Below are 26,336 nucleotides of genomic sequence, written 5' to 3'. Positions count from 1 at the left end.
TGATTATCGCCAAACTGGCAAGGAGCCCTCGTGCCCATAGTTGAAATGGAACGTCGCCAGGTGGTGGTGATCGGTGCCGGCCCGTCCGGTGCCATCGCCGCCGCGCTGTTAAAGCGTAAAGGGCATGATGTGCTGATTATCGAGCGCCAGCATTTCCCGCGCTTTTCGATTGGTGAAAGCCTGCTGTCGCACTGCATCGACTTTATCGAAGAAGCCGGCATGCTCGACGCCGTGCAGGCGGCGGGTTTCCAAGTAAAAACCGGTGCCGCGTTCGCCTGGGGCGAGCGCTACAGCGCGTTTGATTTCGCTGACACGTTCAGCCACGGCAAGCCGACCACCTTCCAGGTGCAGCGCGGCGAGTTCGACAAGTTGCTGGCCGATCAAGCAGCGTTGCAAGGCGTCGACATCCGTTACGGCGAAACCATCGTCGGCGTGGATTTCAGCGGTGAAACCCACTACCTGCATGTGCGCCGGGAGAACGGCAGCGAGTATCACGTCAAAGCCAAATTCGTGCTTGATGCCAGCGGCTATGGCCGCGTACTGCCGCGCCTGCTGGACCTCGAAGCGCCGTCGGACTTCCCGGTGCGCCAGGCGGTGTTCACCCATGTCGAGGACCGCATCGAACACCCAGGCTTCGACCGCACCAAGATCCTCGTGACAACCCACCCGACCCAACGCGACATCTGGTTCTGGACCATTCCGTTCAGCAACGGCCGTTGCTCGGTAGGTGTGGTGGCGGCCAAGGAGCATTTTGCCGGCCGTGACGCCGATCTCGACGCCTGCCTGCGCGGGTTCATCGACGAAACCCCGAGCCTGTCCGGCGTGCTGCAGAACGCCGTGTGGGACACCCCCGCGCGCACCATCGGCGGCTACTCGGCCAACGTCAAAACCTTGCACGGCCCGGGCTTTGCGCTGCTGGGCAACGCGGCAGAATTCCTCGACCCGGTGTTCTCCTCGGGCGTGACCATCGCCATGCGTTCGGCGAGCATGGCGGCCGGCGTGCTGCATCGTCAGCTCAACGGCGAAGCCGTGGACTGGCAGCGCGAGTTTGCCGAACCACTGAAGCGCGGCGTCGACACCTTCCGCTGCTACGTTGAAGGCTGGTACGCCGGGACGTTCCAGGATGTTATTTTTCACGCCGGCAGCTCGCCGGAGATTCGCCGGATGATCAGCTCGATCCTCGCCGGCTACGCCTGGGATGAGCGCAACCCGTTTGTCAGCGAGCCCAAACGGCGGTTACGGATGTTGTCGGAAATTTGTGCAGGGGATGCCGTGTGAGCAGTCAGTACTTAAGCAAGAATTACGTCGAAGAAACCAAGTTCGGCTTCTGGTTCCTGCGCAGCCACACCTGGCAGCACGACGTGTTGCGCGTGGCGATCAACGACCTGCGCCGCCTGTTCAGCGAGCCGCTGCCGGTGGCGCCGGTATTGCTGGACGCCGGCTGCGGCCAGGGCAAATCCTTCAAGCTGCTACAGCAAGTGTTCGAGCCGTCGCGCCTGATCGGGCTGGATGCCGACCCGCACAGCCTTGAGCTGAGCAAGGCGGAGGCCGCGCGCCAAGGGCTGAACGTCGAGCTGATCGGCAGCGACTGCGCCACCCTCAACGTAGCGGACGCCAGTGTCGATATCCTGTTTTGCCACCAGACCTTCCATCATCTGGTTGAGCAGCATCGCGCACTGAAAGAGTTCTATCGGGTGCTCAAGCCCGGCGGCTATTTGCTGTTTGCCGAGTCCACCGAGGCCTATATCGACACCTGGGTGATTCGCTGGCTGTTCCGCCACCCCATGCAGGTGCAGAAAAGCGCCGAAGAGTACCTGCAGATGCTGCACGAACAGGGCTTTGAGTTCGGCGCGCAGAACGTCTCGTACCCCTACTTGTGGTGGAGCCGGGCCAGTGATTTCGGCCTGCTGGAACGCTGGGGCCTGCGCAAGGCACCGCCGGTGGGCCAGCGCGAGGAAACCCTGGTCAACTGCGTGGCACGCAAGCCCTTGGCGAGCGCGGCACCATGATGCGTTTGCTGCTGATCGGCTGCCTGTTGCTGCTGAGCGCCTGCGCCAGCCAACCGTCATTGCCGGAAAGAGCCCCGGCACTCGCCTTGCCAATGCAACTGCACGTGCAGCGCCTGGCGGACGGCCAGAGCCAGGACTGGTTGCTGGTGATCCAGCGCGAAGGCCGTGCGATTCGCTGGTCGATGATGGACCCGCTGGGCATCCCCCTGGCCCGGCAAAAACTGATCGACGGCCAGTGGCAGGCCGACGGGTTGTTGCCGCCCAATCCCCAGGCGCGCGAGCTGTTCGCCGCGTTGCTGTTTGCACTGAGCTCGGCGGATGACCTCCGCGCGCTTTACCCGAACGCCCAAGCGATGGACCTGACGCGCACCCTGCCGGGCCATTGGCAAATCGTGTATCAGTCATCCGAGGTGTTTCGCGTGAACATGAGCGGGCAGCCCCTGAGCTATCGCATCACCCCGCTGGGAATGGCGCGATGACCGCCTACCTCAATGCCCTCGGCGTGATCTGCGCCCTCGGGCGCGGCCAGGCCGACGTCAGCCGCAGCCTGTTTGCCGGCGACTGCTCCGGCATGCGCGCCGAAAGCGGCTGGGTGCCCGAGCGGGTGCTGCCGGTTGCCGGTGTGCCGGGCGAACTGGCGACCATCCCGCCCGAGCTGGGCCAGCAGAGCAGCCGCAATAACCAGTTGTTGCTGGAAGCCGCGTTACAGATCGAGGACGAGATCCGCCAGGCGATCCAACGCTACGGCGCGGCGCGGGTCGGCATTGTGCTCGGCACCAGCACCTCGGGCATCGACGAAGCCAGTCGCGGCATTGCCCATTACCTGCGCGATCACCAGTTCCCCGGCGACTATGACTACCAACAACAGGAACTCAGCGCCCCGGCGAACTTCCTCGCCGACTGGCTGCAACTGAGCGGCCCGGCCTATGTGATTTCCACCGCCTGCACCTCCAGCGCCCGCGCCTTGATGAGCGCCCGGCGCCTGCTGGACCTGGGGGTGTGCGATGCGGTGATCTGCGGCGGCGTCGACAGCCTGTGCAAGCTGACCCTCAACGGCTTTAGCGCGCTGGAGGCGGTATCGAGCGAGCGCTGCAACCCGTTTTCGGTGAACCGCAACGGCATCAACATCGGCGAAGCGGCGGTGCTGTTCCTGATGACTCGGGAACCCGCCCCCATCGCGCTGCTGGGCAGTGGCGCAAGTTGCGATGCGCACCATATCTCCGCGCCGGAGCCTGGCGGTAAAGGCGCCTTGCAGGCGATGCGCAAGGCCCTGGCCAGCGCTCGCTTAACGCCGGAGCAGATCGGCTACCTGAACCTGCACGGCACCGCCACCCAACACAACGACGCCATGGAAAGCCTGGCCGTCGCCAGCCTGTTCCCCGACGGCGTGGCCTGTTCATCGACCAAACCGATGAGCGGCCACACCCTGGGCGCGGCCGGCGCGCTGGAAGCGGCGTTCTGCTGGCTGAGCCTGGCCCACGGCCGGCTGCCCCCCCACGTATGGGACGGCCAGGGCGACCCGGCGCTGCCCGCCTTGCAGTGGGCACGCAACGGCGCCGCCCTGGAAAAACGCTGCCTGATGAGCAACTCGTTTGCGTTCGGTGGCAACAACGTCAGCCTGATTATCGGAGAGGCCCCATGATCGATTGGCCACTCGCCACACTGCTGCCCCATGCGGGCGACATGATCCTGCTCGACCAGGTGCTGTCGTTCGATGAAGAGCAGATTCACACCCGCCTCAGCGTCAAGCCCGGTGGCTTGTTCAATCGCCCGGACGGCAGCCTGCCGGCCTGGGTCGGTATCGAGCTGATGGCGCAAAGCGTCGCGGCCTACGCCGGTTGCCGCGCGCGCCAGAACGGCCAGGCGGTGGAGCTGGGCTTCCTGTTGGGCACACGTAAGTTCGAGTGCAACGTCGAGCACTTCCCAGCCGGTGCCGAGTTGACGATCCACGGCCTGCGTTCCCTGGAAGACGACAACGGCATGGGTGTGTTCGAATGCCACCTGACCGGCGAGGGTATCCACGCCAGTGCCCGCCTGAACGTATTTAGACCGCCCCAGGCGGCCACCTATTTAGATGAATCGAAGGACGAAACGCCATGACTGAATCCGTACTGGTCACCGGCTCCAGCCGTGGCATCGGCCGCGCCATTGCCCTGCGCCTGGCCCAGGCCGGGCACGACATCGTGCTGCATTGCCGCAGCGGTCGAGCAGAAGCCGACGCGGTGCAGGTCGAGATCGAGGCCCTGGGCCGCAAGGCGCGGGTGCTGCAATTCGACGTTTCCGAGCGTGCCGACTGCAAGGCAATCCTCGAAGCCGACGTGGAGCAACATGGCGCGTATTATGGCGTGGTGCTCAACGCAGGCCTGACCCGCGACGGCGCGTTTCCGGCCTTGTCGGAAGACGACTGGGACGTGGTGATGCGCACCAACCTCGACGGTTTCTACAACGTGCTGCACCCGGTGATGATGCCGATGATCCGTCGGCGCGCAGCCGGGCGTATCGTGTGTATCACCTCGGTGTCCGGGCTGATCGGCAATCGCGGCCAGGTCAACTACAGCGCCTCCAAGGCCGGCCTGATCGGCGCGGCCAAGGCTCTGGCCATCGAGTTGGGCAAGCGCAAGATCACCGTCAACTGCGTCGCCCCGGGCTTGATCGACACCGCGATGCTCGATGAAAACGTGCCGGTGGAAGAGCTGATGAAGATGATCCCGGCGCAGCGCATGGGCACGCCGGAAGAAGTCGCCGGCGCGGTGAATTTCCTGATGTCGGCCGAAGCAGGCTATATCACCCGCCAGGTCTTGGCCGTGAACGGAGGTCTGTGCTGATGAAGCGCGTGGTAGTAACCGGCATGGCCGGCATGACCTCCCTGGGCAGCGACTGGGACACCATCGCCGCCAACTTTCGCGCCAACCGCAGCGGCATCCGGCGCATGGACGAGTGGGACCGTTTTAGCGAATTGAACACGCGTCTGGCCGGGCCGATCGATGACTTTGTCGTGCCCGCGCACTGGACGCGCAAACAACTGCGCAGCATGGGCCGCGTATCGCGCCTGGCGGTGTGGGCGGCGGAACAGGCGTTAAAAGACGCCGGCTTACTCGGCGACGAGTCGATCAAGGACGGGCGCATGGGCGTGGCCTGCGGCTCGTCCACCGGCAGCACCGACGAGATCAAGGCCTTCGGCAACATGCTGCTCAACTCGGTGGCCGAGGGGCTGAACGCCAACTCCTATGTGCGCATGATGCCCCACACCACGGCGGCGAATATCAGCATCTTCTTCGGCCTCACCGGGCGCTTGATCCCCACGTCCAGCGCCTGCACCAGCGGCAGCCAGGGCATCGGCTATGCCTACGAGGCGATCAAGTTCGGCCGCCTGCCGCTGATGCTCGCCGGCGGCGCCGAAGAGCTGTGCCCCACCGAAGCCATGGTGTTCGACGCACTCTACGCCACCAGCCTGAAGAACGATGCACCACAGACCAGCCCGCGCCCCTACGACAGCGGCCGCGACGGCCTGGTGATCGGCGAAGGCGGCGGCATGCTGGTGCTCGAAGAACTGGAACACGCCCTGGCCCGTGGCGCGCATATCCACGCCGAAATTGTCGGTTTCGGCAGCAACGCCGACGGCCAGCACACCACCCGCCCGGAACAGAAAACCATGCGCCGCGCCATGGAGCTGGCCCTGGAAGACGCCGGGCTTGAGCCCTCGGCCATCGGCTATGTGAACGGCCATGGCACCGCCACCGACCAGGGCGACATCGCCGAGACGCTGGCCACCCACAGCCTGTTCGGCAGCCGCATGCCCATCAGTTCGCAGAAGAGCTTCCTTGGCCACACCCTGGGCGCGTGCGGGGCGCTGGAGTCGTGGTTCAGCATCGAGATGATGAACCGCGACCAGTACGTCCACACCTTCAACCTGGATTCAGTCGACCCGAAGTGCGGCGAGCTGGATTACCTGCAAGGTGAGTTTCGCGAGATGCACCACGACTACGTGATGAACAACAATTTTGCCTTTGGCGGCGTCAACACCTCGTTGATCTTCCGCCGCTGGCCCTGACTTTTAACCGACTGGAGAAAACGGAATGTCTTCCTTGCTACGCGCCACCCTGATCACCCTGGCCCTGCTGACCAGCGCCGGTTGCACCAGCAAACCGGTGCTCAACACCCAGCACGACTTGCCAGCGAGTGCCCAGATCAGCGAAGAAAAAGTCAAACAGGTGATCGTCGCCGCCCTGCAAAAACGCGAATGGACCGTGCTACGCCAGAGCCCCCAACGGGTGCAGGCCGAGATCACTGTGCGCAACCAGTACTACGCCGCCATCGACATCCGCTACACCCGCAACAGCTACGCCATCAACTACCGCGACAGCCGCGACCTGGGCTACAAGGACGGCAAGATCCATCGCAACTACAACCGTTGGGTGAGCATGCTGGATCGGGACATCATGGCGGGGTTGCGTTCGGCTGGAATGCAGTAGACCCGGAAACGACAAAGGGCGCCTTTCGGCGCCCTCTTCACAAACAGGTTGGCTTGTCATCGCCGCTTCCTGCCTGGCTCTGCGATTGCTGGTTGCCCAGGATCCTCAGAGTCTCACAAGCCCCTTTCGGGAACTCGGGCAGTATGCCTGAAAACCTCCCCTCAGCAATTGCTGGCAAACCGCCGCTCATCTGCCGCTAAACTCACCGCAACCCAAGCGCGCTGCGAACCGCCGCCTTACGCCTCAACAACTCCACAAACGCCTTCGCCATCGGCGTTTGCACGTCCTTGCGCTGCACCAGCCACACCGCCGTCACCGCCTCCTGATCGAGCAAGGTGCGATAGACCACGCCATCGATGCGGATGCGCTGGTAAGACGCCGGCAGCACCGACACGCCCAACCCCGCCGCCACCAACCCGATGATGGTCATCGCCTCCCTGGCTTCCTGGGCAAAGTGCGGGCTGAAGCCGGCGTCGCGGGCGAGGTTGAGCAGTTGCGCGTAGAGGCCGCTGCCGTAGCTGCGCGGGAAAAACACGAACGGTTCGTCTGCCAATTGCGCCAGGTGCAAACCGCACTCGCTGCCTTGCACCAAGGGATGACCGGCGTTGAGCACCGCCACCAAGGGTTCGCGCATCAACTCCACCACACTCAGCGAATCCGGCAACGGCAGCGGGCGCATCAAGCCGACCTGGATCGACTCATCCACCAGCGACTCGGCGACCACAGCGCTGCTCATTTCCTGCAAATTCAGGTGGACCGCCGGGAACGCCTGACGAAACGCAAAGATCGCCTGGGGGATGCTCGAATTGAACGGCGCCGACGACGTGAAGCCGATCTTCAGTTCACCCAGCTCACCCAACTGCGCCCGGCGTGCCACATCTGCGGCCTTATCGACTTGCGCCAGCACCAGTCGCGCCTCGTGCAGGAACAACCGCCCGGCTTCGCTCAGCTCGACCCGACGGTTGGTGCGTTCGAACAAGCGCGCGCCCACCTCGTGCTCCAGCGCCTGGATCTGCTGGCTCAGAGGCGGTTGCGAGATGCCGAGGACCTGCGCCGCCCGGCCAAAATGCAGTTCTTCGGCGACGGCAATGAAGTACCGTAGATGACGTAATTCCATAGCAATACCATTAGGTCGTAAAAGCTATCAAACAGGTCGAACAATATATTGGAAAGAATCATTAGGCAGCTATATTCTTTTTCAGATTGCCGGTCCTGGCAGGCTTTTCCTCCCCGAGGTCCCCGTGAAATCTGCTGTCGCTCCATTCGCTCAAGAAGTCCCGCCGACCGCCCTGGATGAGGTCGTGGCGCAGCTCAATGACGCGTACATCGAAAAAGGCACGCCGATGTTCATGCGCACCGTGTTGGCGCTGTTCTCCGGCGGGTTCGCGACGTTTGCCCTGCTGTATTGCGTGCAGCCGATGATGCCGGCGTTGTCCCACGAGTTTTCCATCAATGCGGCGCAAAGCAGCCTGGTGCTGTCGGTGTCTACGGCGATGCTCGCCCTGGGCCTGCTGATCACCGGGCCGATTTCCGACACGCTGGGGCGCAAGCCGGTGATGGTCGCCGCGTTGTTCTGCGCCGCGCTGGCCACCATCGCCAGCGGCCTGATGCCGAGCTGGGAAGGGATTTTGCTGATGCGCGCGCTGGTGGGGCTGTCGCTGAGTGGCCTGGCCGCCGTGGCGATGACGTACCTGAGCGAAGAGATCCACCCCCAGCACATCGGCCTCGCCATGGGCCTGTACATCGGCGGCAACGCCATCGGCGGCATGAGCGGGCGGCTGATCATTGGTGTGTTGATCGACTTCGTCAGTTGGCACACGGCAATGCTGATCATCGGCGCCCTGGCCCTGATCGCCGCGACGGTGTTCTGGAAAATCCTCCCCGAATCGCGCAACTTCCGCGCCAGTAGCCTCAAGCCGCGCAGCCTGGTGGACGGCTTTGTCGTGCACTTCAAGGACGCGGGCCTGCCGTGGCTGTTCCTCGAGGCCTTCCTGCTGATGGGCGCGTTCGTGACGATGTTCAACTACATCGGCTACCGCTTGCTGGCCGACCCGTATGACCTGAGCCAGGCCGTGGTCGGTCTGCTGTCGCTGGTGTACCTCTCGGGCATCTACAGCTCGGCGAAAATCGGCTCCCTGGCCGACCGCCTCGGCCGCCGCCGCGTGCTGTGGGCCACCATCGTGTCGATGCTTGCCGGCATCGTCCTGACCCTGTTCACCCCGCTGTGGCTGGTGATACCCGGCATGCTGGTGTTCACGTTCGGCTTCTTCGGCGCCCACTCGGTGGCCAGCAGCTGGATCGGCCGCCGCGCGGTGAAGGCCAAGGGGCAAGCGTCGTCGTTGTACCTGTTCTGCTACTACGCGGGGTCGAGCGTTGCCGGCACTGCGGGTGGGTTCTTCTGGCACTTCGCCGGGTGGAACGGGATTGGTGGGTTTATCGTCGCACTGTTGATCGGCGCGTTGCTGGTGGCGCTGAAGTTGGCGAAACTGGCGCCGCTGCAAACGGCCTGACAAACAAAAACGCCCGGCATAAGCCGGGCGTTTTTTATTGCGCGCCAATCACTCGTGATACTGCGCCGACAACTCATGCACCGCACGCAGGAACGCGCCGGCATGTTCCGGGTTCACTTCCGGCGTAATGCCGTGACCCAGGTTGAACACATGCCCGCTGCCCTTGCCGTAGCTGGCCAGGATACGCCCGACTTCGGTGCAGATGGCTTCCGGCTTGGCGTACAGCACGGTCGGGTCCATGTTGCCTTGCAGCGCGACCTGGTTGCCGACGCGGCGGCGGGCTTCGCCGATGTCGCAGGTCCAGTCCAGGCCCAGGGCATCGGCGCCGACATCGGCGATGCTTTCCAGCCACAGGCCGCCGCCCTTGGTGAACAGGATCACCGGCACTTTACGGCCTTCGTGTTCACGGATCAGGCCGCTGACGATCTTGCGCATGTAGGCCAGGGAGAACTCCTGGTACGCCGCCGACGACAGGTTGCCGCCCCAGGTGTCGAAGATCTGCACCGCTTGCGCGCCGGCCATGATCTGGCCGTTGAGGTAAGAGGTGACCGACTGCGCCAGCTTGTCCAGCAGCAAGTGCATGGCCTGTGGGGTGTCGTAGAGCATGGCCTTGGTCTTGCGGAAGTCTTTCGACGAGCCGCCTTCGACCATGTAGGTGGCCAGGGTCCAGGGGCTGCCGGAGAAGCCGATCAGCGGCACGCGGCCATTGAGCTCGCGGCGGATGGTGCTGACGGCGTCCATCACGTAACCGAGGTCTTTGTGCGGGTCCGGGATCGGCAGCGCTTCGATGTCGGCCAGGGTGCTGATGACTTTCTTGAAACGCGGGCCTTCGCCGGTCTCGAAGTACAGGCCTTGGCCCATGGCGTCAGGAATGGTGAGGATATCGGAGAAGAGGATGGCCGCATCCAGTTCCGGGTAGCGGTCCAACGGCTGCAGGGTGACTTCGCAGGCGAACTCCGGGTTCATGCACAGGCTCATGAAGTCACCTGCCTGGGCGCGGCTGGCGCGGTATTCCGGCAGGTAGCGACCGGCTTGACGCATCATCCACACAGGGGTGACGTCAACGGGCTGCTTGAGCAGGGCACGAAGGAAACGGTCGTTCTTGAGGGCAGTCATGTCGGCATCCGCAAAAAAAGTACGGGCATTTTCTCAGAGCGCGACGCAAAAGGCACGGGATGAGCCGTGCCTTTTGTCTATCGCGTTGATTTACGACAATCTCTTGGGCACATCAAAACCAAATGTGGGAGGGGGCTTGCTCCCGATTGCAGTGTGTCAGTCTCAGTATCTTTAACTGAACCACCGCTATCGGGGGCAAGCCCCTCCCACATTTTGGCCACATTTCAAAGATGAAATGGGTTAGACCTGCAGGTAATCCAGGATCCCTTCGGCGGCATTGCGGCCTTCGAAGATCGCCGTTACTACCAGGTCGGAGCCGCGCACCATGTCGCCACCGGCGAAGATTTTCGGGTTGCTGGTCTGGTGCTTGTACTGGCCTTGTTCCGGGGCGACGACGCGGCCCTGGCTGTCGGTCTGGATCTGGAACTGCTCGAACCACGGCGCCGGGCTTGGGCGAAAGCCGAACGCGATGACCACGGCGTCGGCCGGGATGATCTCTTCGGAACCCGGGATCGGCTCAGGGCTGCGACGGCCACGGGCATCCGGTTCGCCGAGACGGGTCTCGACCACCTTCACGCCTTCGACCCGGTCTTCACCGACAATCGCGATCGGCTGGCGGTTGTAGAGGAATTTCACGCCTTCTTCCTTGGCGTTCTTCACCTCTTTGCGCGAGCCCGGCATGTTCGCTTCGTCACGACGATACGCACAGGTCACCGACTTGGCGCCTTGGCGGATCGAGGTGCGGTTGCAGTCCATCGCGGTGTCGCCACCGCCCAGCACCACGACCTTCTTGCCTTTCATGTCGACGAAGTCTTCCGGCGACTTTTCAAAGCCCAGGTTGCGGTTGACGTTGGCGATCAGGAAATCGAGCGCGTCGTGCACGCCCGGCAGGTCTTCACCGGCAAAGCCGCCTTTCATGTAGGTGTAGGTGCCCATGCCCATGAATACGGCATCGTATTCTTCGAGCAGTTGCTCCATGGTCACGTCTTTGCCGACTTCGGTGTTCAGGCGGAACTCGATGCCCATGCCGGTGAACACTTCGCGACGGTGGCTCAGCACGGTTTTTTCCAGCTTGAACTCGGGGATACCGAAGGTCAGCAGGCCGCCGATTTCCGGGTTCTTGTCGAACACCACCGGGGTCACGCCGCCACGCACCAGCACGTCGGCACAGCCCAGACCCGCCGGGCCCGCGCCGATGATCGCGACGCGCTTGCCGTTCGGCTTGACCTTGGACATGTCCGGGCGCCAGCCCATGGCGAAGGCGGTGTCGGTGATGTACTTCTCCACCGAACCGATGGTCACCGCGCCGAAGCCGTCGTTGAGGGTGCAAGCACCCTCGCACAGACGGTCCTGCGGGCACACCCGGCCGCAGACTTCCGGCAGGGTGTTGGTCTGGTGCGACAGCTCGGCGGCGGCGAGGATGTTGCCCTCGGCCACCAGTTTCAGCCAGTTGGGAATGAAGTTGTGCACCGGGCACTTCCATTCGCAATACGGGTTACCGCACCCCAAGCAGCGGTGGGCCTGGTCGGCCGAGTGCTGGGGTTTGAAGGGTTCGTAGATTTCCACGAACTCTTTCTTGCGTTGACGCAACAGTTTCTTCTTCGGATCTTTGCGCCCGACATCGATGAACTGGAAGTCGTTATTCAGACGTTCAGCCATGTTAAAACCTCATCAAACTCTTCAGGCGCATATCACTGCGGGTTGGCACGGATGCTGGAAAGCAACGATTTCAGGTTGGCAGCCTTGGGCTTGACCAGCCAGAAACGACGCAGGTAATCATCAAGGTTCTCAGCGAGGTTACGACCCCATTCGCTGCCGGTTTCCTCGACGTACTCGTCCAGCACGTGCTGCAAGTGGTTACGGTGGGATTCCATCGCTTCGCCGCTGATCCGCTGGATCTCGACCAACTCGTGGTTGACCCGATCGACGAAGGAGTTGTCCTGGTCCAGCACGTAGGCGAAACCGCCGGTCATGCCCGAACCGAAGTTGTAACCGGTCTTGCCCAGTACCGCGACAAAGCCCCCGGTCATGTACTCGCAGCAGTGATCGCCAGTGCCTTCCACCACCGTGTGGGCACCGGAGTTACGCACGGCGAAACGCTCACCGGCCGTACCGGCGGCGAACAGCTTGCCGCCGGTGGCGCCGTACAAGCAGGTGTTGCCGATGATGGCACTGTCCTGGGTCTTGTAGACGCTGCCTTTAGGCGGAACGATCACCAGCTTGCCGCCGGTCATGCCCTTGCCCACGTAGTCGTTGGCGTCACCTTCCAGGTACATGTGCAGGCCGCCGGCGTTCCACACGCCGAAGCTCTGGCCCGCGGTGCCGGTGAAGCGGAAGGTGATCGGCGCCTTGGCCATGCCCTGGTTGCCGTGCTTGCGCGCGATTTCGCCGGAGATGCGTGCGCCGATGGAGCGGTCGCAGTTGCAAATGTCCATGCTGAATTCGCCGCCGCTGGCGTCGTTGATCGACGAAGTGGCCATCTCGACCATCTTCTCGGCCAGCAGGCCTTTGTCGAACGGTGGGTTGCGCTCCACCTGGCAGAATTGTGGCTTGTCTGCCGGGATGTGATCGCTGCCCAACAGCGGCGTCAGGTCCAGGTGTTGTTGCTTGGCGGTCTGGCCTTCGAGGATGTCCAGCAGATCGGTGCGGCCGATCAGCTCTTCGAGGGAGCGCACGCCCAGTTTGGCCAGCCACTCACGGGTTTCTTCGGCGACGTAGGTGAAGAAATTCACCACCATGTCGACGGTGCCGATGTAGTGATCCTTGCGCAGCTTCTCGTTCTGAGTGGCGACGCCGGTGGCGCAGTTGTTCAGGTGGCAGATGCGCAGGTATTTGCAGCCCAGGGCGATCATCGGCGCAGTGCCGAAGCCGAAACTTTCGGCGCCGAGGATGGCGGCCTTGATCACGTCGAGGCCGGTTTTCAGGCCGCCGTCGGTCTGCACGCGGACTTTGCCGCGCAGGTCGTTGCCGCGCAGGGTCTGGTGCGTTTCGGCGAGGCCCAGCTCCCACGGTGCGCCGGCGTACTTGATCGAGGTCAGCGGCGAAGCGCCGGTGCCGCCGTCGTAGCCGGAGATGGTGATCAGGTCGGCATAGGCCTTGGCCACACCGGCGGCGATGGTGCCCACGCCGGCTTCCGCGACCAATTTCACCGAGACCAGGGCCTGCGGGTTGACTTGTTTAAGGTCGAAAATCAGCTGCGACAAGTCTTCGATCGAGTAGATGTCGTGGTGCGGCGGCGGCGAAATCAGGGTCACGCCCGGCACCGCATAACGCAGCTTGGCGATCAGACCGTTGACCTTGCCGCCCGGCAGTTGGCCGCCCTCACCGGGCTTGGCACCCTGGGCGACTTTGATCTGCAGCACTTCGGCGTTGACCAGGTATTCGGGGGTTACACCGAAACGGCCAGTCGCCACTTGCTTGATTTTCGAGCTCTTGATCGTGCCGTAGCGCGCCGGGTCTTCACCGCCTTCGCCGGAGTTGGAACGCGCACCCAGGCGGTTCATGGCTTCGGCCAGGGCTTCGTGGGCCTCGGGCGACAAGGCGCCCAGGGAAATACCGGCGGAGTCAAAGCGCTTGAGGACCGATTCCAGCGGTTCGATTTCGCTGATGTCCAGCGGCGTATCCAGGGTTTTCACCTTGAACATGTCGCGGATCATCGACACCGGGCGGTTATCCACCAGCGCGGTATATTCCTTGAACTTGGCGTAGTCGCCCTGCTGCACGGCGGCTTGCAGGGTGCTGACCACGTCCGGGTTGTAGGCGTGATATTCGCCACCGTGTACGAACTTGAGCAGGCCGCCTTGCTGGATCGGCTTGCGCGCACTCCAGGCTTCGGCCGCCAGGGCTTTCTGTTCGGCTTCGATGTCGACGAAACGCGCACCCTTGATGCGGCTCGGCACGCCACGGAAGCTCAGGTCGCAGACTTCTTCCGACAGACCGATGGCCTCGAACAACTGCGCGCCACGGTAGGAGGTGACGGTGGAGATGCCCATCTTCGACAGGATCTTCAGCAGGCCCTTGGTGATGCCTTTGCGGTAGTTCTTGAACACCTCGTAGAGGTCGCCCAGGACTTCGCCGGTACGGATCAGATCACCGAGCACTTCGTAGGCGAGGAACGGGTACACCGCCGAGGCGCCGAAACCGATCAGCACCGCGAAATGGTGCGGGTCGCGGGCGGTGGCGGTTTCCACGAGGATGTTGGAGTCGCAGCGCAGGCCTTTTTCGGTCAGGCGGTGATGGACCGCGCCGGTGGCCAGGGAGGCGTGGATCGGCAGCTTGCCCGGTGCAATGTGACGGTCGGTCAGCACGATCTGGGTACGCCCGGCGCGCACGGCTTCTTCGGCCTGGTCCGCGACATTGCGCACCGCGGCTTCAAGGCCGAGGCTCTCGTCGTAGTTCAGGTCGATGATCTGACGGTCGAAGCCTGGGCGCTCCAGGGTCATCAGCGAGCGCCACTTGGCCGGGGAAATGACCGGCGAGCTGAGGATCACGCGGGAGGCGTGCTCAGGCGATTCCTGGAAGATGTTGCGCTCGGCACCGAGGCACACTTCCAGGGACATCACGATGGCTTCACGCAGCGGGTCGATCGGTGGGTTGGTCACCTGGGCGAACTGCTGGCGGAAGTAGTCGTATGGCGTGCGCACGCGCTGGGACAGCACGGCCATCGGCGTGTCGTCGCCCATCGAGCCGACCGCCTCGTAGCCTTGCTCGCCGAGCGGACGCAGCACCTGGTCGCGTTCTTCGAACGTGACCTGGTACATCTTCATGTACTGCTTGAGCTGGTCGATGTCGTAGAACGCCGAACCGTGGTCGTTGTCTTCCATGGTTGCCTGGATGCGCAGGGCGTTCTTGCGCAGCCATTGCTTGTACGGATGACGCGACTTCAAGCGGTTGTCGATCGCATCGGTGTCGAGGATCTGCCCGGTTTCGGTGTCAACGGCAAGGATCTGCCCAGGGCCGACGCGGCCTTTGGCGATCACGTCTTGCGGCTGGTAGTTCCATACGCCGATTTCCGACGCCAGGGTGATGAAACCGTTGGTGGTGGTCACCCAACGCGCCGGGCGCAGGCCGTTACGGTCGAGCAGGCACACCGCGTAGCGGCCGTCGGTCATGACCACGCCGGCCGGGCCGTCCCACGGTTCCATGTGCATCGAGTTGTACTCATAGAACGCCCGCAGATCGGGGTCCATGGTCTCGACGTTCTGCCACGCAGGCGGAATGATCATGCGCACGCCACGGAACAGGTCGATGCCGCCGGTGACCATCAGTTCGAGCATGTTGTCCATGCTGGAGGAGTCGGAGCCGACGCGGTTGACCAGCGGGCCGAGTTCTTCCAGGTCCATCAAATCGTTGGCGAACTTGGTGCGACGGGCCACAGCCCAGTTGCGGTTGCCGGTGATGGTGTTGATCTCGCCGTTGTGGGCGAGGAAGCGGAATGGCTGGGCCAGCGGCCATTTCGGCAAGGTGTTGGTGGAGAAGCGCTGGTGGAACACGCAGATTGCGGTTTGCAGGCGCTCATCGCTCAGGTCCGGATAGAAGGCGGTCAAGTCCGCCGGCATCATCAGGCCTTTATAAATGATGGTCTTGTGCGAAAAGCTGCAGATGTAGTGGTCGGTGTCAGCGGCATTGGACACGGACGAGCGACGACGCGATGTGAACAGCTTGATCGCCATGTCCTGGTCGCTCAGGCCGTCGCCCGCGATGAACACTTGTTCGATCTGCGGCAGGCGCTCCAAGGCCAGGCGGCCGAGCACGCTGGTGTCGATCGGCACTTTGCGCCAGCCGACGAGTTGCAGGCCGGCCGCGAGGATTTCGCGGTTCATGTTCTCGCGAGCGGCTTCGGCTTTGACCGGGTCCTGGTTGAAGAACACCATGCCCACCGCGTACTGCTTGGGCAGGTCGGCCGCGAAATGTTCTTTGGCGACAGCGCGCAGGAACAGGTCGGGCTTTTGAATGAGCAAGCCACACCCGTCACCGGTCTTGCCGTCGGCGTTGATCCCACCACGGTGGGTCATGCAGGTCAGGGCCTCGATGGCCGTTTGCAAAAGGGTATGACTGGGCTCGCCCTGCATATGGGCAATCAGGCCGAAACCGCAGTTATCCTTGAATTCATCGGGTTGGTACAGACCTGCTTTCATAGACGCTTTCTCACCAGGCTGCCTCTTATATCGAGGCAAATTTCTTTTCAATTCAACCAGTTACCTTCCACGCCGAACGTTCGTCGGCTTTGCAGGGGCAAAAGGGAGGTCATTGTACACACCGACACAGACGCTCACAAATTTAGCGACGAGATGTCGCAAATCTATGTCGCATTTATGAAAGGTTTAAAGCGATATGCTGTGCTAGTCAAAACTTTTTTAATTTTGACCGCTACGACTCAAAAGCCACTGTGACGCAGACACCACAACGCGCGCGGCCTTGAAGGCTGCACGCACTTGCGGTTTTTTTGAGGTGCCGGGAGGGCGGCCTGGGTAAGGCCGCCGGATCTTCAGCGAGTTGCTGCCAGTTCTTGTTGAACGCTGGCAACAGTGCGAGGCCAAGGTTTACCAGCCTGAACCTTCGCTGGCAAGGCTTTGATAGCGGTATCGGCGGCAGCACGGCTTGAGAAGCTGCCGTAAGTGATCACGTAAAGCGGCTTGCCGTTGAGCACTTTCTTGAAATAACGGTACTCGCCGCCCTGCTCTTTGACGAAGGCTTGCGCGTTGGCTTCGGAGCTGGTGCCGAGGATCTGCACCACGAAGTTACCGCTAGGCTGGCCGGTGTACCAACTGCTGCCGGTGGCGCCGGCCTTGGCAACGGTCACGGGTTTTTCAACCGGCTTGGTGACGGGCGCCGGTGCTGGCTTGGCGGCAGGTGCTGGCGCTGGTGCGACCGGTTTGGTGACGGGCGCCGGCTTGGCAGTCGCGACCGTAGGCGCAGGCGTTGGTTTTGCCGCCGGTTGACCGGCGGGGACGCCCGCAGGTGGCGCGGTGGTGGTCACGGTCGGCGGTACGGCGCTGGAGCCTTCCACCGGCACGCCGTCGTCGCCTTCGGAGATACCGCCGGCCGCTTCGGCGAGCGGGCCACGCATGACAGGCTGGCCGACCATCGGCAGGCTGGTCGGTTGGCCGGAGTTGGCGAACTCGACATTTGGCGTCGGTTTACCCAGTGGCAACTGCGCCTGTTCGGTTGGCGCGCCAGCAGTGGTCGGTGCCTTGCTGCGACCCGGGATCAACCAGGCAGCGGCGACAGCGACCACGACAACGGCGGAAATAGCCAATACGTGCTTCTTAGGCATAGTGAACCCCATCTTTGGACGCTTAACCGCAGAGCGGCTGGCAATCATGGCTTCGATCATGGCATCCCGGGCGACCTGATTGATGGTGCCAGGCCAGCCGTCGGAGCTTTCGTGAATATCAGAGATCTGCTGAGCGGAAAAAAGTTCGATGCCCTGCCCGGCGCCTTCGAGACGTTGCGCCAGGTATTCGCGGGTTTCTTCCTCTTCATACGGCTGCAATTCGATGACGTGGAACAGCTCCTGCTCGCCGCTGATCTGCTCCAGAGCGGCGATCAGGGACGATTCACCGAACAGGAACACATGGGGGCGACCTTCGGGCGTGCCCGCCGCCAGCGCCAGCAGCGCTTCGAGGGCAGATTCGTCAAGCTGCTCGGCGTCATCCACCAGCAGGTAGACTTCTTGGCCGGTCAGGCCCAGTTGCACCACTTGCTTGAGGATCGCATTCGGCTCGGCGCTGGAAACATTCAGGGCCTGGGCCACCTGGCGCAGCACACCCGCCGCATCACCGGCGCCACGGGCCGACACCACCACGCTTTGGACCGATTGCTTGTTGGTGCTGGCGACCAGCGCCTGGCGCAACAGGGTCTTGCCACTGCCCAACGGGCCGGTGACGACCAGCAACAGCTGGCTGTAGCGCGCGAGATGATGCAATTGCCCGAGCACCGGTTTGCGCTGCGCAGGGAAAAATTTGAAACCAGGTACCCGTGGAGCAAAAGGGTCGTGGCTTAACTGGTAATGGCCGAGGAACGCCTCGTCGGCATGCAAACTAGTCATCGGGCTCTTATTAACCTTTAAGCTGGGCCAGGGCGCGGTAATCCGCTCCCAGCGTGGCCTGTAAAATCTCTTTCGGATAATCGTCGGTCACTACCGCTTCGCCTATGCGACGCAGGAGCACCAGTCGCAGTCGACCGTCGATCACTTTCTTGTCTATCGCCATATGTTCGAGGAAATCCGCCTCGGTCATCTCCTGAGGCGGGATCACCGGCAATCCTGCGCGCAGGAACAGGCGGATGCCACGATCCCGCTCCTGGGCGCTGATCCAGCCCAGGCGTTGCGACATCTCCAATGCCATCACTGTGCCAGCCGCTACGGCTTCCCCATGCAACCACACACCATAGCCCATGTGCGTTTCGATCGCATGGCCGAAGGTGTGGCCCAGGTTCAGGGTGGCCCGAACGCCGGACTCCCGTTCGTCGGCATTCACCACCAGCGCCTTGGCGGCGCAGGAACGCGAGATCGCCTCGGTCAGCGCCACCTGGTCGAGCGCGCGCAGAGCGTCGACATGTTCTTCCAGCCAGGTCAGGAACGGTTCGTCACAGATCAGCCCGTACTTGATGACTTCCGCCAAGCCCGCCGACAGTTCGCGCGGTGGCAGGGTGTTGAGGGTCGCGGTGTCGATCAGCACGGCCTGGGGCTGATAGAACGCGCCCACCATGTTTTTGCCCAGCGGATGGTTGATGCCGGTCTTGCCACCCACCGACGAATCGACCTGGGACAGCAGGGTGGTCGGCACCTGGATGAAATCCACGCCGCGCTGGTAACAGGCGGCTGCAAAACCGGCCATGTCACCAATCACGCCGCCACCGAGGGCGACCACAGTGGTGCGCCGATCATGGCGTGCGGCCAGCAGGCCATCGAAAATCAGTTGCAGGGTTTCCCAGTTCTTATGGGCTTCGCCGTCGGGCAGCACCACGGAGATCACCGAATACGCCGCCAGGCTACGGCTCAGACGCTCAAGATACAGCGGCGCGACCGTTTCATTGGAGATGATCGCCACTTGCCGACCGGCAATATGCGGTGCGAGCAACTCGGGTTGGTCCAGCAGACCTTCGCCAATATGGATCGGATAGCTGCGCTCGCCTAGATCAACCTTAAGTGTCTGCATGTGTCCCCGCGTTGAAGATGTATTAACGACCGGCAATGTCGCGATCCGACGTCGCCTGATGGCTCTACGCCACACCCCACAGGGTGATAACGCGCCGCCGAGAATAGCGCATTTCGGGCCTGGCTTTAACGGGGTGGCAGCCGTTGCAGGCGCTCAAGAATGTCGAGCACCACCATCCGAGGTGGCCGCTCATCGGTTTCCACCACCAGATCGGCGATTTCCCGATACAGCGGATCGCGCAGCGCCAGCAGATCCCGCAGGGTTTTCGCCGGGTCGGCGGTGCGCAGCAGTGGGCGATTGCGATCGCGCGCGGTGCGCCCTACCTGCTGCTCGACCGACGCATGCAAATAGACCACCCGACCACCGGCATGCAGTGCCCGGCGGTTCTCCTCGCGCATCACGGCACCGCCGCCGGTCGCCAAGACCACGCCGTCGCAGCCGCACAGCTCGGCAATCATCGCCTGCTCACGGTCACGAAAGCCCAGCTCGCCTTCCTTATCGAAGATCCACGGGATATTGGCGCCCGTGCGCAATTCAATTTCCTTATCGGAGTCTTTGAATGGCAGGCGCAGCTCTTTGGCCAGCAAACGGCCGATGGTGCTTTTTCCAGCGCCCATCGGTCCTACAAGAATCAAATTTCGCACAGAATCAATGACTCACAGCAATCGCCTGGTTATTCATAATACGTGGAGTCAGGAATACCAGCAGCTCGGATTTTTTCTCCGCCAGCACATCGCGCCGGAAAAGGCGGCCAAGATACGGCACATCGCCCAAAAATGGCACTTTATCTACCACTTTGCTTTGGGTATTGGAGAAAACTCCGCCAATGACGATGGTCTCGCCGTCCCTGACCAGCACCTTGGCGTTGACCTCGTTTTTCTTGATCGGCGGTACGTCGTTGAGTTTGTTCAGATAATCCGGCTCATCCTTGGTGACTTTCACCGCCATGATCACGCGGTCGTCAGGCGTGATTTGCGGGGTGACTTCCAGGGACAGCGACGCCTCCTTGAACGACACCGAGGTTGCACCGCTGGAGCTGGACTCCTGGTAGGGAATCTCGGTGCCCTTGAGGATGCGTGCAGTTTCCTTGTCGGACGTGACCACCTTGGGCTGCGAGACGATCTCGCCGTTGCCGGTTTTTTCCATGGCGGTCAGTTCCAGGTCCAGCAGCAGGTTGTCGGTGATAAACGCGATACCCAGGCCGGAAGTGCCGGTGAGCGCGCCCAAGTCGACGAAGGGCGCACTGGGCGGATTGTCCACAGGCTCCGTCCCTGGCGCCGGGGGTTGCTGGACACCACCGGCGCCCCAGTTACCGCGATTGACCTGCCCTCCCCAGCGCACGCCCAGGCTTTTGTCGTAGTCGACATTGGCCTCGACAATCCGCGCTTCGATCATCACCTGGCGCACCGGAATGTCCAACTGCGCCACGATGCGTCGCAGCTCTTCCAGGCGCTCGCCGGTCTGGTAGGCAATGATGTTATTGGTGCGGTCATCCACCGCCACCGACCCACGCTCATCGGTGGTGCCTTCAAGGCCCGTCACCGACTGGAACAACTTGGCCAGGTCCGCAGCCTTGGCGTAATTGACCTGCAGCAGCTCGCGACGCAATGGCGCCAGTTCGGCCATCTGCTTGCGCGCCTCCAGCGTCAGCAGTTCGCGCGCGGCCAACTCTTCGGCGGGCGCCACCAACAGCACGCCGGCCTTTACCCGCTTGTCCAGCCCCTTGCTTTGCAACACCAGGTCCAGCGCCTGATCCCAAGGCACGCCCTTGAGCCGCAGGGTGATCGAACCCTGCACATCGTCGCTGGCGACCAGGTTCAGGCCCGCCACATCGGCAATCTGCTGCAATACAGCGCGCAGCTCGATGTTCTGGAAGTTGAGGTTCAGCTTGTCGCCGGTATAGGTGCCTGATGCCGCGCTGCCGGGGGGCGGCAGTTGGATCAGATCCACACGATTGGGCACAGCAGCAGCCATCGGTGCCGTGAACGCTATCCATAGCGCCACACCGAAGGACGAGAAAGTCCTTTTCATTGTTTGATTCCGTTATGAGTTGACGTTTAGCACGAGGGTTCGCGGGCGCTCCAGCCATGCGCCCTGTTCATCGGGAAACAACTCGACCAATTCGACATGGCCTTCATCAATGGCCGTGACCCGACCGTGGTCCGGCCCAAGGTAATCGCCGACCGCCAGCCTGTGGACGGTGGTCGCGGCACGTAGCAGGGCGAAGGTCTGCATGCCTCGGGACAGCGTGCCGACCATTTCGAACTGGTCGACAGCGATACCTTCCAGGACCCCACGGGCGCGGCCGAGGTCCGGCGCGAGCGCGGGCCGGCCAGGCACGTGATCGACCTGCAAGGCGCGTGGCTGGAACGGATTGCGCAAGGCAAGCGCGTCATAGACAAAGCGCGGCCCCGGCTCGGCGGCCTGGCCCGGCTGAGCGCCCGGCGATGGATTGCGATACGTCTTGGCCAGCAACTCCAGGCGCAATGCCGCCCCATCAACTCGCAGCGCGACATCATGCACCGTGACGATGCGCGGCAAGCCGCCCAAGGCGCTCACAAACATCGCCAGGTCGTGATAAGCCCCGGTGACGCGCAGGCGTAACGGCTGCTCGATATAGAGTGGCCGGGGCTGCTCATCCAACAGCACGATATCGTCGACGAGCACCGCATTGGCCGCGCCCAGCCGGGCAATATCTTCGAGCAAAGCGGGCACCTCGGCCGCGCCAGGCAACTGCTGCATCAGCCCGGAAAAGCTCGCCTGCATCGCCTGAAACTGCAGGCTGCGCGCCTCAAGGCTGGCAGCAAGGCCAGCCTTTTCGGCCACTTGGCGCTGCAAAACGGCGCCCTGCGCCTCGATCCCCTCCAGCCGCTCCCGCGATGGGCTCAGGTACATCCCATCGCCCACCCACAGCACCAGGCCGGCGAGCGCGCAGCCGAGCAGGGCCTTGGCGGGCAAGGGCCAGTTCGCAGCGTTATGGGTGAGAGCGGAAAAGTCGAGCCTGGGCAGGCTCACGGCTGGGCCTCGACGGACTCTCCCTGGCGCACCATCAATTGAAACTCGTTGCTGCCCTGGCCATCTTCCATCCGCACATGTTGCAGCCGAGTGGCGTGGGCGCCTTCGGACGCTTGCAGGCGGCGCATCAGTTGGGCGATGTCCTGGCTGGAGTCAGCGCTGCCTCGGATGCTGACCGTATCGCCCTTCGCCACAACCTCGTGCAAATGCACCCCGTCAGGCACCGCGCGAGCCAACTGATCCAAGAGCTGGGCACCGGCCGAGCGGGCTTCGTTCAAGTCTTGCACGACCTTCATGCGCTCCGCCAATTGCTGGCTTTGTTCCTGCAGGTCATCGATGGTCTTGATGCGCGAGTCGAGGACGGCAACGTCGTTGTCCAAGTGGCTATTGCGCGTCACTTGTCGATTGATCGCCTGGTCGATCACCTGATCGGCCAGCCACACTGCAGCGAGCGCCACGCAGGCAAACGCCAGCAGCAGCACCAGGAAGAATTTGCGCCGCCGTTCCGCCAGCGCCTGGCGCCAGGGCAAAAGGTTGATTCGTGTCATCAAGCGAAACTCCTCAGGGCCAACCCGCAAGCAATTCCCATCCCGTGGGCATCCACGGCCCATTGTGCGCCATCGACTCGATGGCCCGGCGTGAAGCTGGCGAAATCCTGACTGCAAGCGCGCGCCAATGCAAATGCTTCCACATCCACCACCGTCGGCACCAGCCCAGCCAGGCTCAAAACCGCGACCCGAGCCTCTACCTGGGCCTTATGGCACGCCGCGAGCAATACATCAACCCGCGCCAGGTTCTGGGCCGATGGCCCGCGAACCTGGAAATCCAGGGCCATCTCATCCAGCGGGTACGGGATGTACTGGTCGGCCTCCATCTGGATCATCCAGGTCATTTCTTCCTCACTAAGCCCTGCCTCCAACTCGATCACCCGCGTAATCACCGAGGGGCCCGACACGGCCACGGCCGCTTGCCGGGCCGAGGTGCGCAACCGGGCTAACGCCTGGGACAACGCCTGCCCGACGCCGTCGAGGTCGAGCATGCTGCTATCGACCACGGCTTGGGCCGGTAGCGTCTGCGTGGCGTAGCGTTGTACGGTGTAGCCAGTGGGCGAGCGGCCGAGTTCGATCAGCCGGATGCCCGTGTCCTGAATGTCGACACCCAGGACGGTCTCGACTTTTTGCCTGAAAAATCCCTTTCTCATAAAACTCCCTAAAACTTTCCCTGTCATACCGCCTGATTGGCGCGGGGCACCGTGCATTCGGTCGCCTTGTTTGCGAGGCGCGAATGACGCCCCAAGCTGAAAAATGCTTTAATGCCCAGCGTTTTTTCCCGCTTTTTATCTGCAGCTCGGGGCGATTCATCGTTTGCCATGCATGCCCCGGCGCCTAACCCATTCTTTTCTCTGGAAATCCAAAAGCCTTGATTCGTCTGCTGAAGTTTTTCGGGTACTCCATTGTCGCCATGGTTTGCGGGCTGCTGCTCGTCCTCAGCGGCGCCTACCTCTACCTTAGTCCGGGTTTGCCCTCCGTAGAGGCCCTGAGAAGCATCCAGTTGCAGATTCCTTTGCGGGTCTACAGCAGCGATGAAAAACTGATCGCGGAGTTCGGCGAAATGCGCCGCACCCCGATCCGTTTCGCGGATATTCCGCCCAATTTCATCAACGCCCTGCTGTCGGCCGAGGACGATAATTTCGCCAACCACTACGGCGTCGACCCCAGCAGCCTGGTGCGGGCCGCCACGCAATTGGTAAAAAGCGGACACATTCAATCCGGCGGCAGCACGATCACCATGCAGGTGGCGAAGAACTTCTTCCTCACCAGCGAGCGCAGCTTTTCGCGCAAAGCCACCGAGATCCTGCTGGCACTGCAGATCGAACGTCAGTTGACCAAGGACGAGATCCTTGAGCTGTACGTCAACAAGATCTACCTGGGCAACCGCGCCTACGGCATCGAAGCCGCGTCCCAGGTCTACTATGGCAAGTCGATTCGTGATGCCAGCCTGGCGCAGATGGCCATGATTGCCGGCCTGCCCAAGGCGCCATCGCGCTTCAACCCGCTGGCCAACCCGGCGCGCAGCAAAGAGCGGCGCGACTGGATTCTGGGGCGCATGTACAAGCTGGGTAAAATCGACCAGAGCGCCTATGAAAGCGCGGTGGCCGAGCCGTTGAACGCCAGCTACCACGTACCGACCCCGGAAGTGAACGCCCCGTATATTGCGGAGATGGCGCGGGCCGAGATGGTCGGCCGTTATGGCAGCGAGGCTTACACCGAAGGCTTTCGCGTAACCACGACCGTTCCGAGCAACTTGCAGGAAATCGCCAACAGCGCGGTGCATGAAGGCCTGATCACCTACGACCAGCGCCACGGCTACCGCGGCCCCGAATCACGCCTGCCGGGCAAGACCCTGAGCGCCTGGACCACCGAACTCGGCAAGCAGCGCACGATCAGCGGCCTCGAACCGGCCATCGTCACCCAGGTGAAGAAGGACGGCGTGCAGGTACTGACCCGCACCGGCGAAGCGCATGTGGCGTGGGACAGCATGAAATGGGCGCGCCCATTCCTGAATACCAACAGCATGGGCCCGATGCCCAAGCAGCCGTCGGACGTGGCGCAGGTGGGCGACTTGATACGCGTGCAACGCCAGAAAGACGACAACCTGAAATTCAGCCAGGTGCCGGTCGCCCAAGGCGCGCTGGTTTCCCTCGACCCACAGAACGGTGCGATCCGCGCCCTGGTCGGCGGCTTCGCGTTCGAGCAGAGCAACTACAACCGTGCCACCCAGGCCAAGCGCCAGCCGGGCTCGAGCTTCAAGCCGTTCGTCTACAGTGCCGCCCTGGACAATGGCTACACGGCCGCCAGCCTGGTCAACGATGCCCCGATCGTGTTTGTCGACGAGTACCTGGACAAGGTCTGGCGCCCGAAGAACGACACCAATACCTTCCTCGGCCCGATCCGCATCCGCGAGGCGCTGTACAAGTCGCGCAACCTGGTGTCGATCCGCTTGCTGCAGGCGATGGGCGTGAGCAAGACCATCGACTACATCACGCGCTTTGGCTTCAACAAGTCGGACCTGCCGCCGAACCTGTCCCTGGCCCTGGGGACGGCGACCCTCACGCCGATGGAAATCGCCACCGGCTGGAGCACGTTTGCCAACGGCGGTTACAAGATCACGCCGTACCTGATCGACAAGATTGAAAGCCGCAATGGCGACACCCTGTTCACCGCCAACCCGCCACGGGTGCCGGGGGATGTGGTCAACGGCGTGGTAGCCAGCGATGGCCTGGCCGCACCGAGCAACGGCGGTATCACCATCGAGCCGACCCCAGGCGCCACGCCCGTGGCCAACCCGGCGGCCGCACCTGAACCTCAAGTACCGGCGGTGGCCGAGCGCGTGGTGGATGGCCGCACCACCTACATCCTCAACAGCATCCTGGAAGACGTGATCAAAAAAGGCACCGGCCGCCGCGCACTGGCCCTGGGCCGCGCAGACATCGCGGGCAAAACCGGTACCACCAACGAATCCAAGGACGCCTGGTTCTCCGGCTACAACGCCGACTACGTGACCACCGTATGGACCGGCTACGACCAGCCGGAAAGCCTCGGCCGCCGCGAGTTCGGCGGCACCGTCGCGCTGCCGATCTGGATGAGCTACATGGGCGCGGCCCTGAAGGACAAGCCGCTGCATACCCAGCCAGAACCGGAAGGCATCCTCAGCCTGCGGATCGACCCGGTCAGTGGCCGAGCGGCATCGCCGAGCACGCCGAATGCGTACTTCGAGCTGTTCAAGAGCGAAGACACGCCGCCGTCGATCAACGAACTGGGCAATGGCGTGGCACCGGGCAGCCCGCTGCCGGCGGATGAGGCGGCACCGATCGATCTGTTCTGACGGAGTCTGTGTTTGGACACAGATCCAATGTGGGAGCCCGATAGCAGTAGACCAGTCAACTCATCAGGTGACTGACACACCGCTATCGGGGGCTAGCCCCCTCCCACATTTGGTTCTGCGCAGGCCTTGGGTTTATAGCCAGACAGCAAAAAGCCCCGACTCGCGAGA

General features: G+C 62.7%; 21 protein-coding genes and 1 pseudogene. 10 read left to right on the top strand and 12 right to left on the bottom strand.

All coding sequences use genetic code 11. From position 1 onward, the window contains the following. Window positions 1-30 precede the first annotated feature (30 nt). From P3S72_RS02935 to P3S72_RS02900, 8 genes are read left to right on the top strand one after another with little or no spacing between them, the layout of a single operon-like run. Entirely contained in the window at window positions 31-1,278 is a 1,248-nt protein-coding gene (locus tag P3S72_RS02935) for an NAD(P)/FAD-dependent oxidoreductase (protein ID WP_276195963.1), read from the top strand. Continuing rightward, a complete protein-coding gene (locus P3S72_RS02930) occupies window positions 1,275-2,009 on the top strand; it encodes a class I SAM-dependent methyltransferase (RefSeq protein ID WP_276195961.1) in 735 nt (244 codons plus the stop codon). The genes P3S72_RS02935 and P3S72_RS02930 overlap by 4 nt, the downstream gene beginning before the upstream one ends. Next, entirely contained in the window at window positions 2,006-2,488 is a 483-nt protein-coding gene (locus tag P3S72_RS02925; protein ID WP_276195960.1) for a hypothetical protein, read from the top strand. The genes P3S72_RS02930 and P3S72_RS02925 overlap by 4 nt, the downstream gene beginning before the upstream one ends. Beyond that, window positions 2,485-3,651, top strand: coding sequence for a beta-ketoacyl-[acyl-carrier-protein] synthase family protein (locus P3S72_RS02920; protein WP_276195958.1), 1,167 nt, complete (start codon window positions 2,485-2,487; stop codon window positions 3,649-3,651). The genes P3S72_RS02925 and P3S72_RS02920 overlap by 4 nt, the downstream gene beginning before the upstream one ends. Next, window positions 3,648-4,109, top strand: coding sequence for a hotdog family protein (locus P3S72_RS02915; RefSeq protein WP_276195957.1), 462 nt, complete (start codon window positions 3,648-3,650; stop codon window positions 4,107-4,109). Before P3S72_RS02920 ends, P3S72_RS02915 begins: the two co-directional genes overlap by 4 nt. Continuing rightward, window positions 4,106-4,834: a 3-oxoacyl-ACP reductase FabG gene (gene fabG, locus P3S72_RS02910; RefSeq protein ID WP_247402202.1), complete on the top strand. Its 729-nt coding sequence runs from the start codon at window positions 4,106-4,108 to the stop codon at window positions 4,832-4,834. The genes P3S72_RS02915 and fabG overlap by 4 nt, the downstream gene beginning before the upstream one ends. After that, the gene (locus tag P3S72_RS02905; protein ID WP_276195956.1) at window positions 4,834-6,060 is read left to right on the top strand and encodes a beta-ketoacyl-ACP synthase; all 1,227 of its coding nucleotides are present in this window, start codon (window positions 4,834-4,836) and stop codon (window positions 6,058-6,060) included. Before fabG ends, P3S72_RS02905 begins: the two co-directional genes overlap by 1 nt. A 25-nt stretch (window positions 6,061-6,085) precedes the next feature. After that, window positions 6,086-6,481, top strand: a complete 396-nt coding sequence (locus P3S72_RS02900) for a hypothetical protein (RefSeq protein WP_276195955.1) — start codon at window positions 6,086-6,088, stop codon at window positions 6,479-6,481. Window positions 6,482-6,683: 202 nt separating this feature from the next. Here the strand turns inward: P3S72_RS02900 and P3S72_RS02895 are convergent, their stop codons facing one another. Continuing rightward, complete coding sequence (locus P3S72_RS02895; RefSeq protein ID WP_276195953.1) at window positions 6,684-7,598, bottom strand: LysR family transcriptional regulator; 915 nt, start codon at window positions 7,596-7,598, stop codon at window positions 6,684-6,686. A 124-nt stretch (window positions 7,599-7,722) separates the two neighbouring features. On the opposite strand from P3S72_RS02895, the gene P3S72_RS02890 reads away from it, so the two are divergent. After that, window positions 7,723-8,991, top strand: a complete 1,269-nt coding sequence (locus P3S72_RS02890) for an MFS transporter (protein WP_276195952.1) — start codon at window positions 7,723-7,725, stop codon at window positions 8,989-8,991. Window positions 8,992-9,039: 48 nt separating this feature from the next. On the opposite strand, the gene hemE is transcribed toward P3S72_RS02890, so the two are convergent. From hemE to P3S72_RS02835, 11 genes and pseudogenes are all read right to left on the bottom strand, one after another. Beyond that, window positions 9,040-10,107 (bottom strand): uroporphyrinogen decarboxylase, encoded by a 1,068-nt coding sequence (gene hemE / locus P3S72_RS02885; protein ID WP_276195951.1) that lies wholly within the window; start codon window positions 10,105-10,107, stop codon window positions 9,040-9,042. Between the two features lie 240 nt (window positions 10,108-10,347). Continuing rightward, the gene (locus P3S72_RS02880) at window positions 10,348-11,766 is read right to left on the bottom strand and encodes an FAD-dependent oxidoreductase (RefSeq protein WP_247402217.1); all 1,419 of its coding nucleotides are present in this window, start codon (window positions 11,764-11,766) and stop codon (window positions 10,348-10,350) included. A 32-nt stretch (window positions 11,767-11,798) separates the two neighbouring features. Further along, window positions 11,799-16,244, bottom strand: coding sequence for a glutamate synthase large subunit (gene gltB / locus P3S72_RS02875; RefSeq protein WP_276195950.1), 4,446 nt, complete (start codon window positions 16,242-16,244; stop codon window positions 11,799-11,801). A 350-nt stretch (window positions 16,245-16,594) separates the two neighbouring features. Further along, on the bottom strand, window positions 16,595-18,157 hold the full coding sequence (locus P3S72_RS02870; protein WP_276195949.1) for an AAA family ATPase: 1,563 nt from the start codon (window positions 18,155-18,157) through the stop codon (window positions 16,595-16,597). Between the two features lie 10 nt (window positions 18,158-18,167). Continuing rightward, window positions 18,168-19,268: a 3-dehydroquinate synthase gene (aroB, locus tag P3S72_RS02865; protein WP_276195948.1), complete on the bottom strand. Its 1,101-nt coding sequence runs from the start codon at window positions 19,266-19,268 to the stop codon at window positions 18,168-18,170. 125 nt (window positions 19,269-19,393) lie between these two features. Beyond that, window positions 19,394-19,912, bottom strand: coding sequence for a shikimate kinase AroK (gene aroK, locus P3S72_RS02860; protein WP_024072964.1), 519 nt, complete (start codon window positions 19,910-19,912; stop codon window positions 19,394-19,396). 4 nt (window positions 19,913-19,916) lie between these two features. Beyond that, window positions 19,917-21,170: pseudogene (locus P3S72_RS02855) on the bottom strand (type IV pilus secretin PilQ family protein); the annotation flags it as partial. Between the two features lie 141 nt (window positions 21,171-21,311). Then, window positions 21,312-22,283, bottom strand: coding sequence for a pilus assembly protein PilP (locus P3S72_RS02850; RefSeq protein ID WP_276195947.1), 972 nt, complete (start codon window positions 22,281-22,283; stop codon window positions 21,312-21,314). After that, the gene (locus P3S72_RS02845) at window positions 22,280-22,831 is read right to left on the bottom strand and encodes a PilN domain-containing protein (protein WP_276195946.1); all 552 of its coding nucleotides are present in this window, start codon (window positions 22,829-22,831) and stop codon (window positions 22,280-22,282) included. Before P3S72_RS02845 ends, P3S72_RS02850 begins: the two co-directional genes overlap by 4 nt. Next, entirely contained in the window at window positions 22,831-23,484 is a 654-nt protein-coding gene (gene pilM / locus P3S72_RS02840; protein WP_276195945.1) for a type IV pilus assembly protein PilM, read from the bottom strand. The genes P3S72_RS02845 and pilM overlap by 1 nt, the downstream gene beginning before the upstream one ends. Before the next feature lie 23 nt (window positions 23,485-23,507). Further along, on the bottom strand, window positions 23,508-23,654 hold the full coding sequence (locus tag P3S72_RS02835) for a hypothetical protein (RefSeq protein WP_276195944.1): 147 nt from the start codon (window positions 23,652-23,654) through the stop codon (window positions 23,508-23,510). 48 nt (window positions 23,655-23,702) lie between these two features. On the opposite strand from P3S72_RS02835, the gene P3S72_RS02830 reads away from it, so the two are divergent. Continuing rightward, on the top strand, window positions 23,703-26,168 hold the full coding sequence (locus P3S72_RS02830) for a penicillin-binding protein 1A (RefSeq protein ID WP_276195942.1): 2,466 nt from the start codon (window positions 23,703-23,705) through the stop codon (window positions 26,166-26,168). The last annotated feature ends 168 nt before the right edge of the window (window positions 26,169-26,336 follow it).

The sequence above is a fragment of the Pseudomonas sp. D3 genome (assembly GCF_029320995.1).
Lineage (GTDB): Bacteria > Pseudomonadota > Gammaproteobacteria > Pseudomonadales > Pseudomonadaceae > Aquipseudomonas > Aquipseudomonas paraveronii.
Note: the sequence above shows the minus strand (reverse complement) of the source record. Positions and strands in the feature narration are given on the sequence as shown.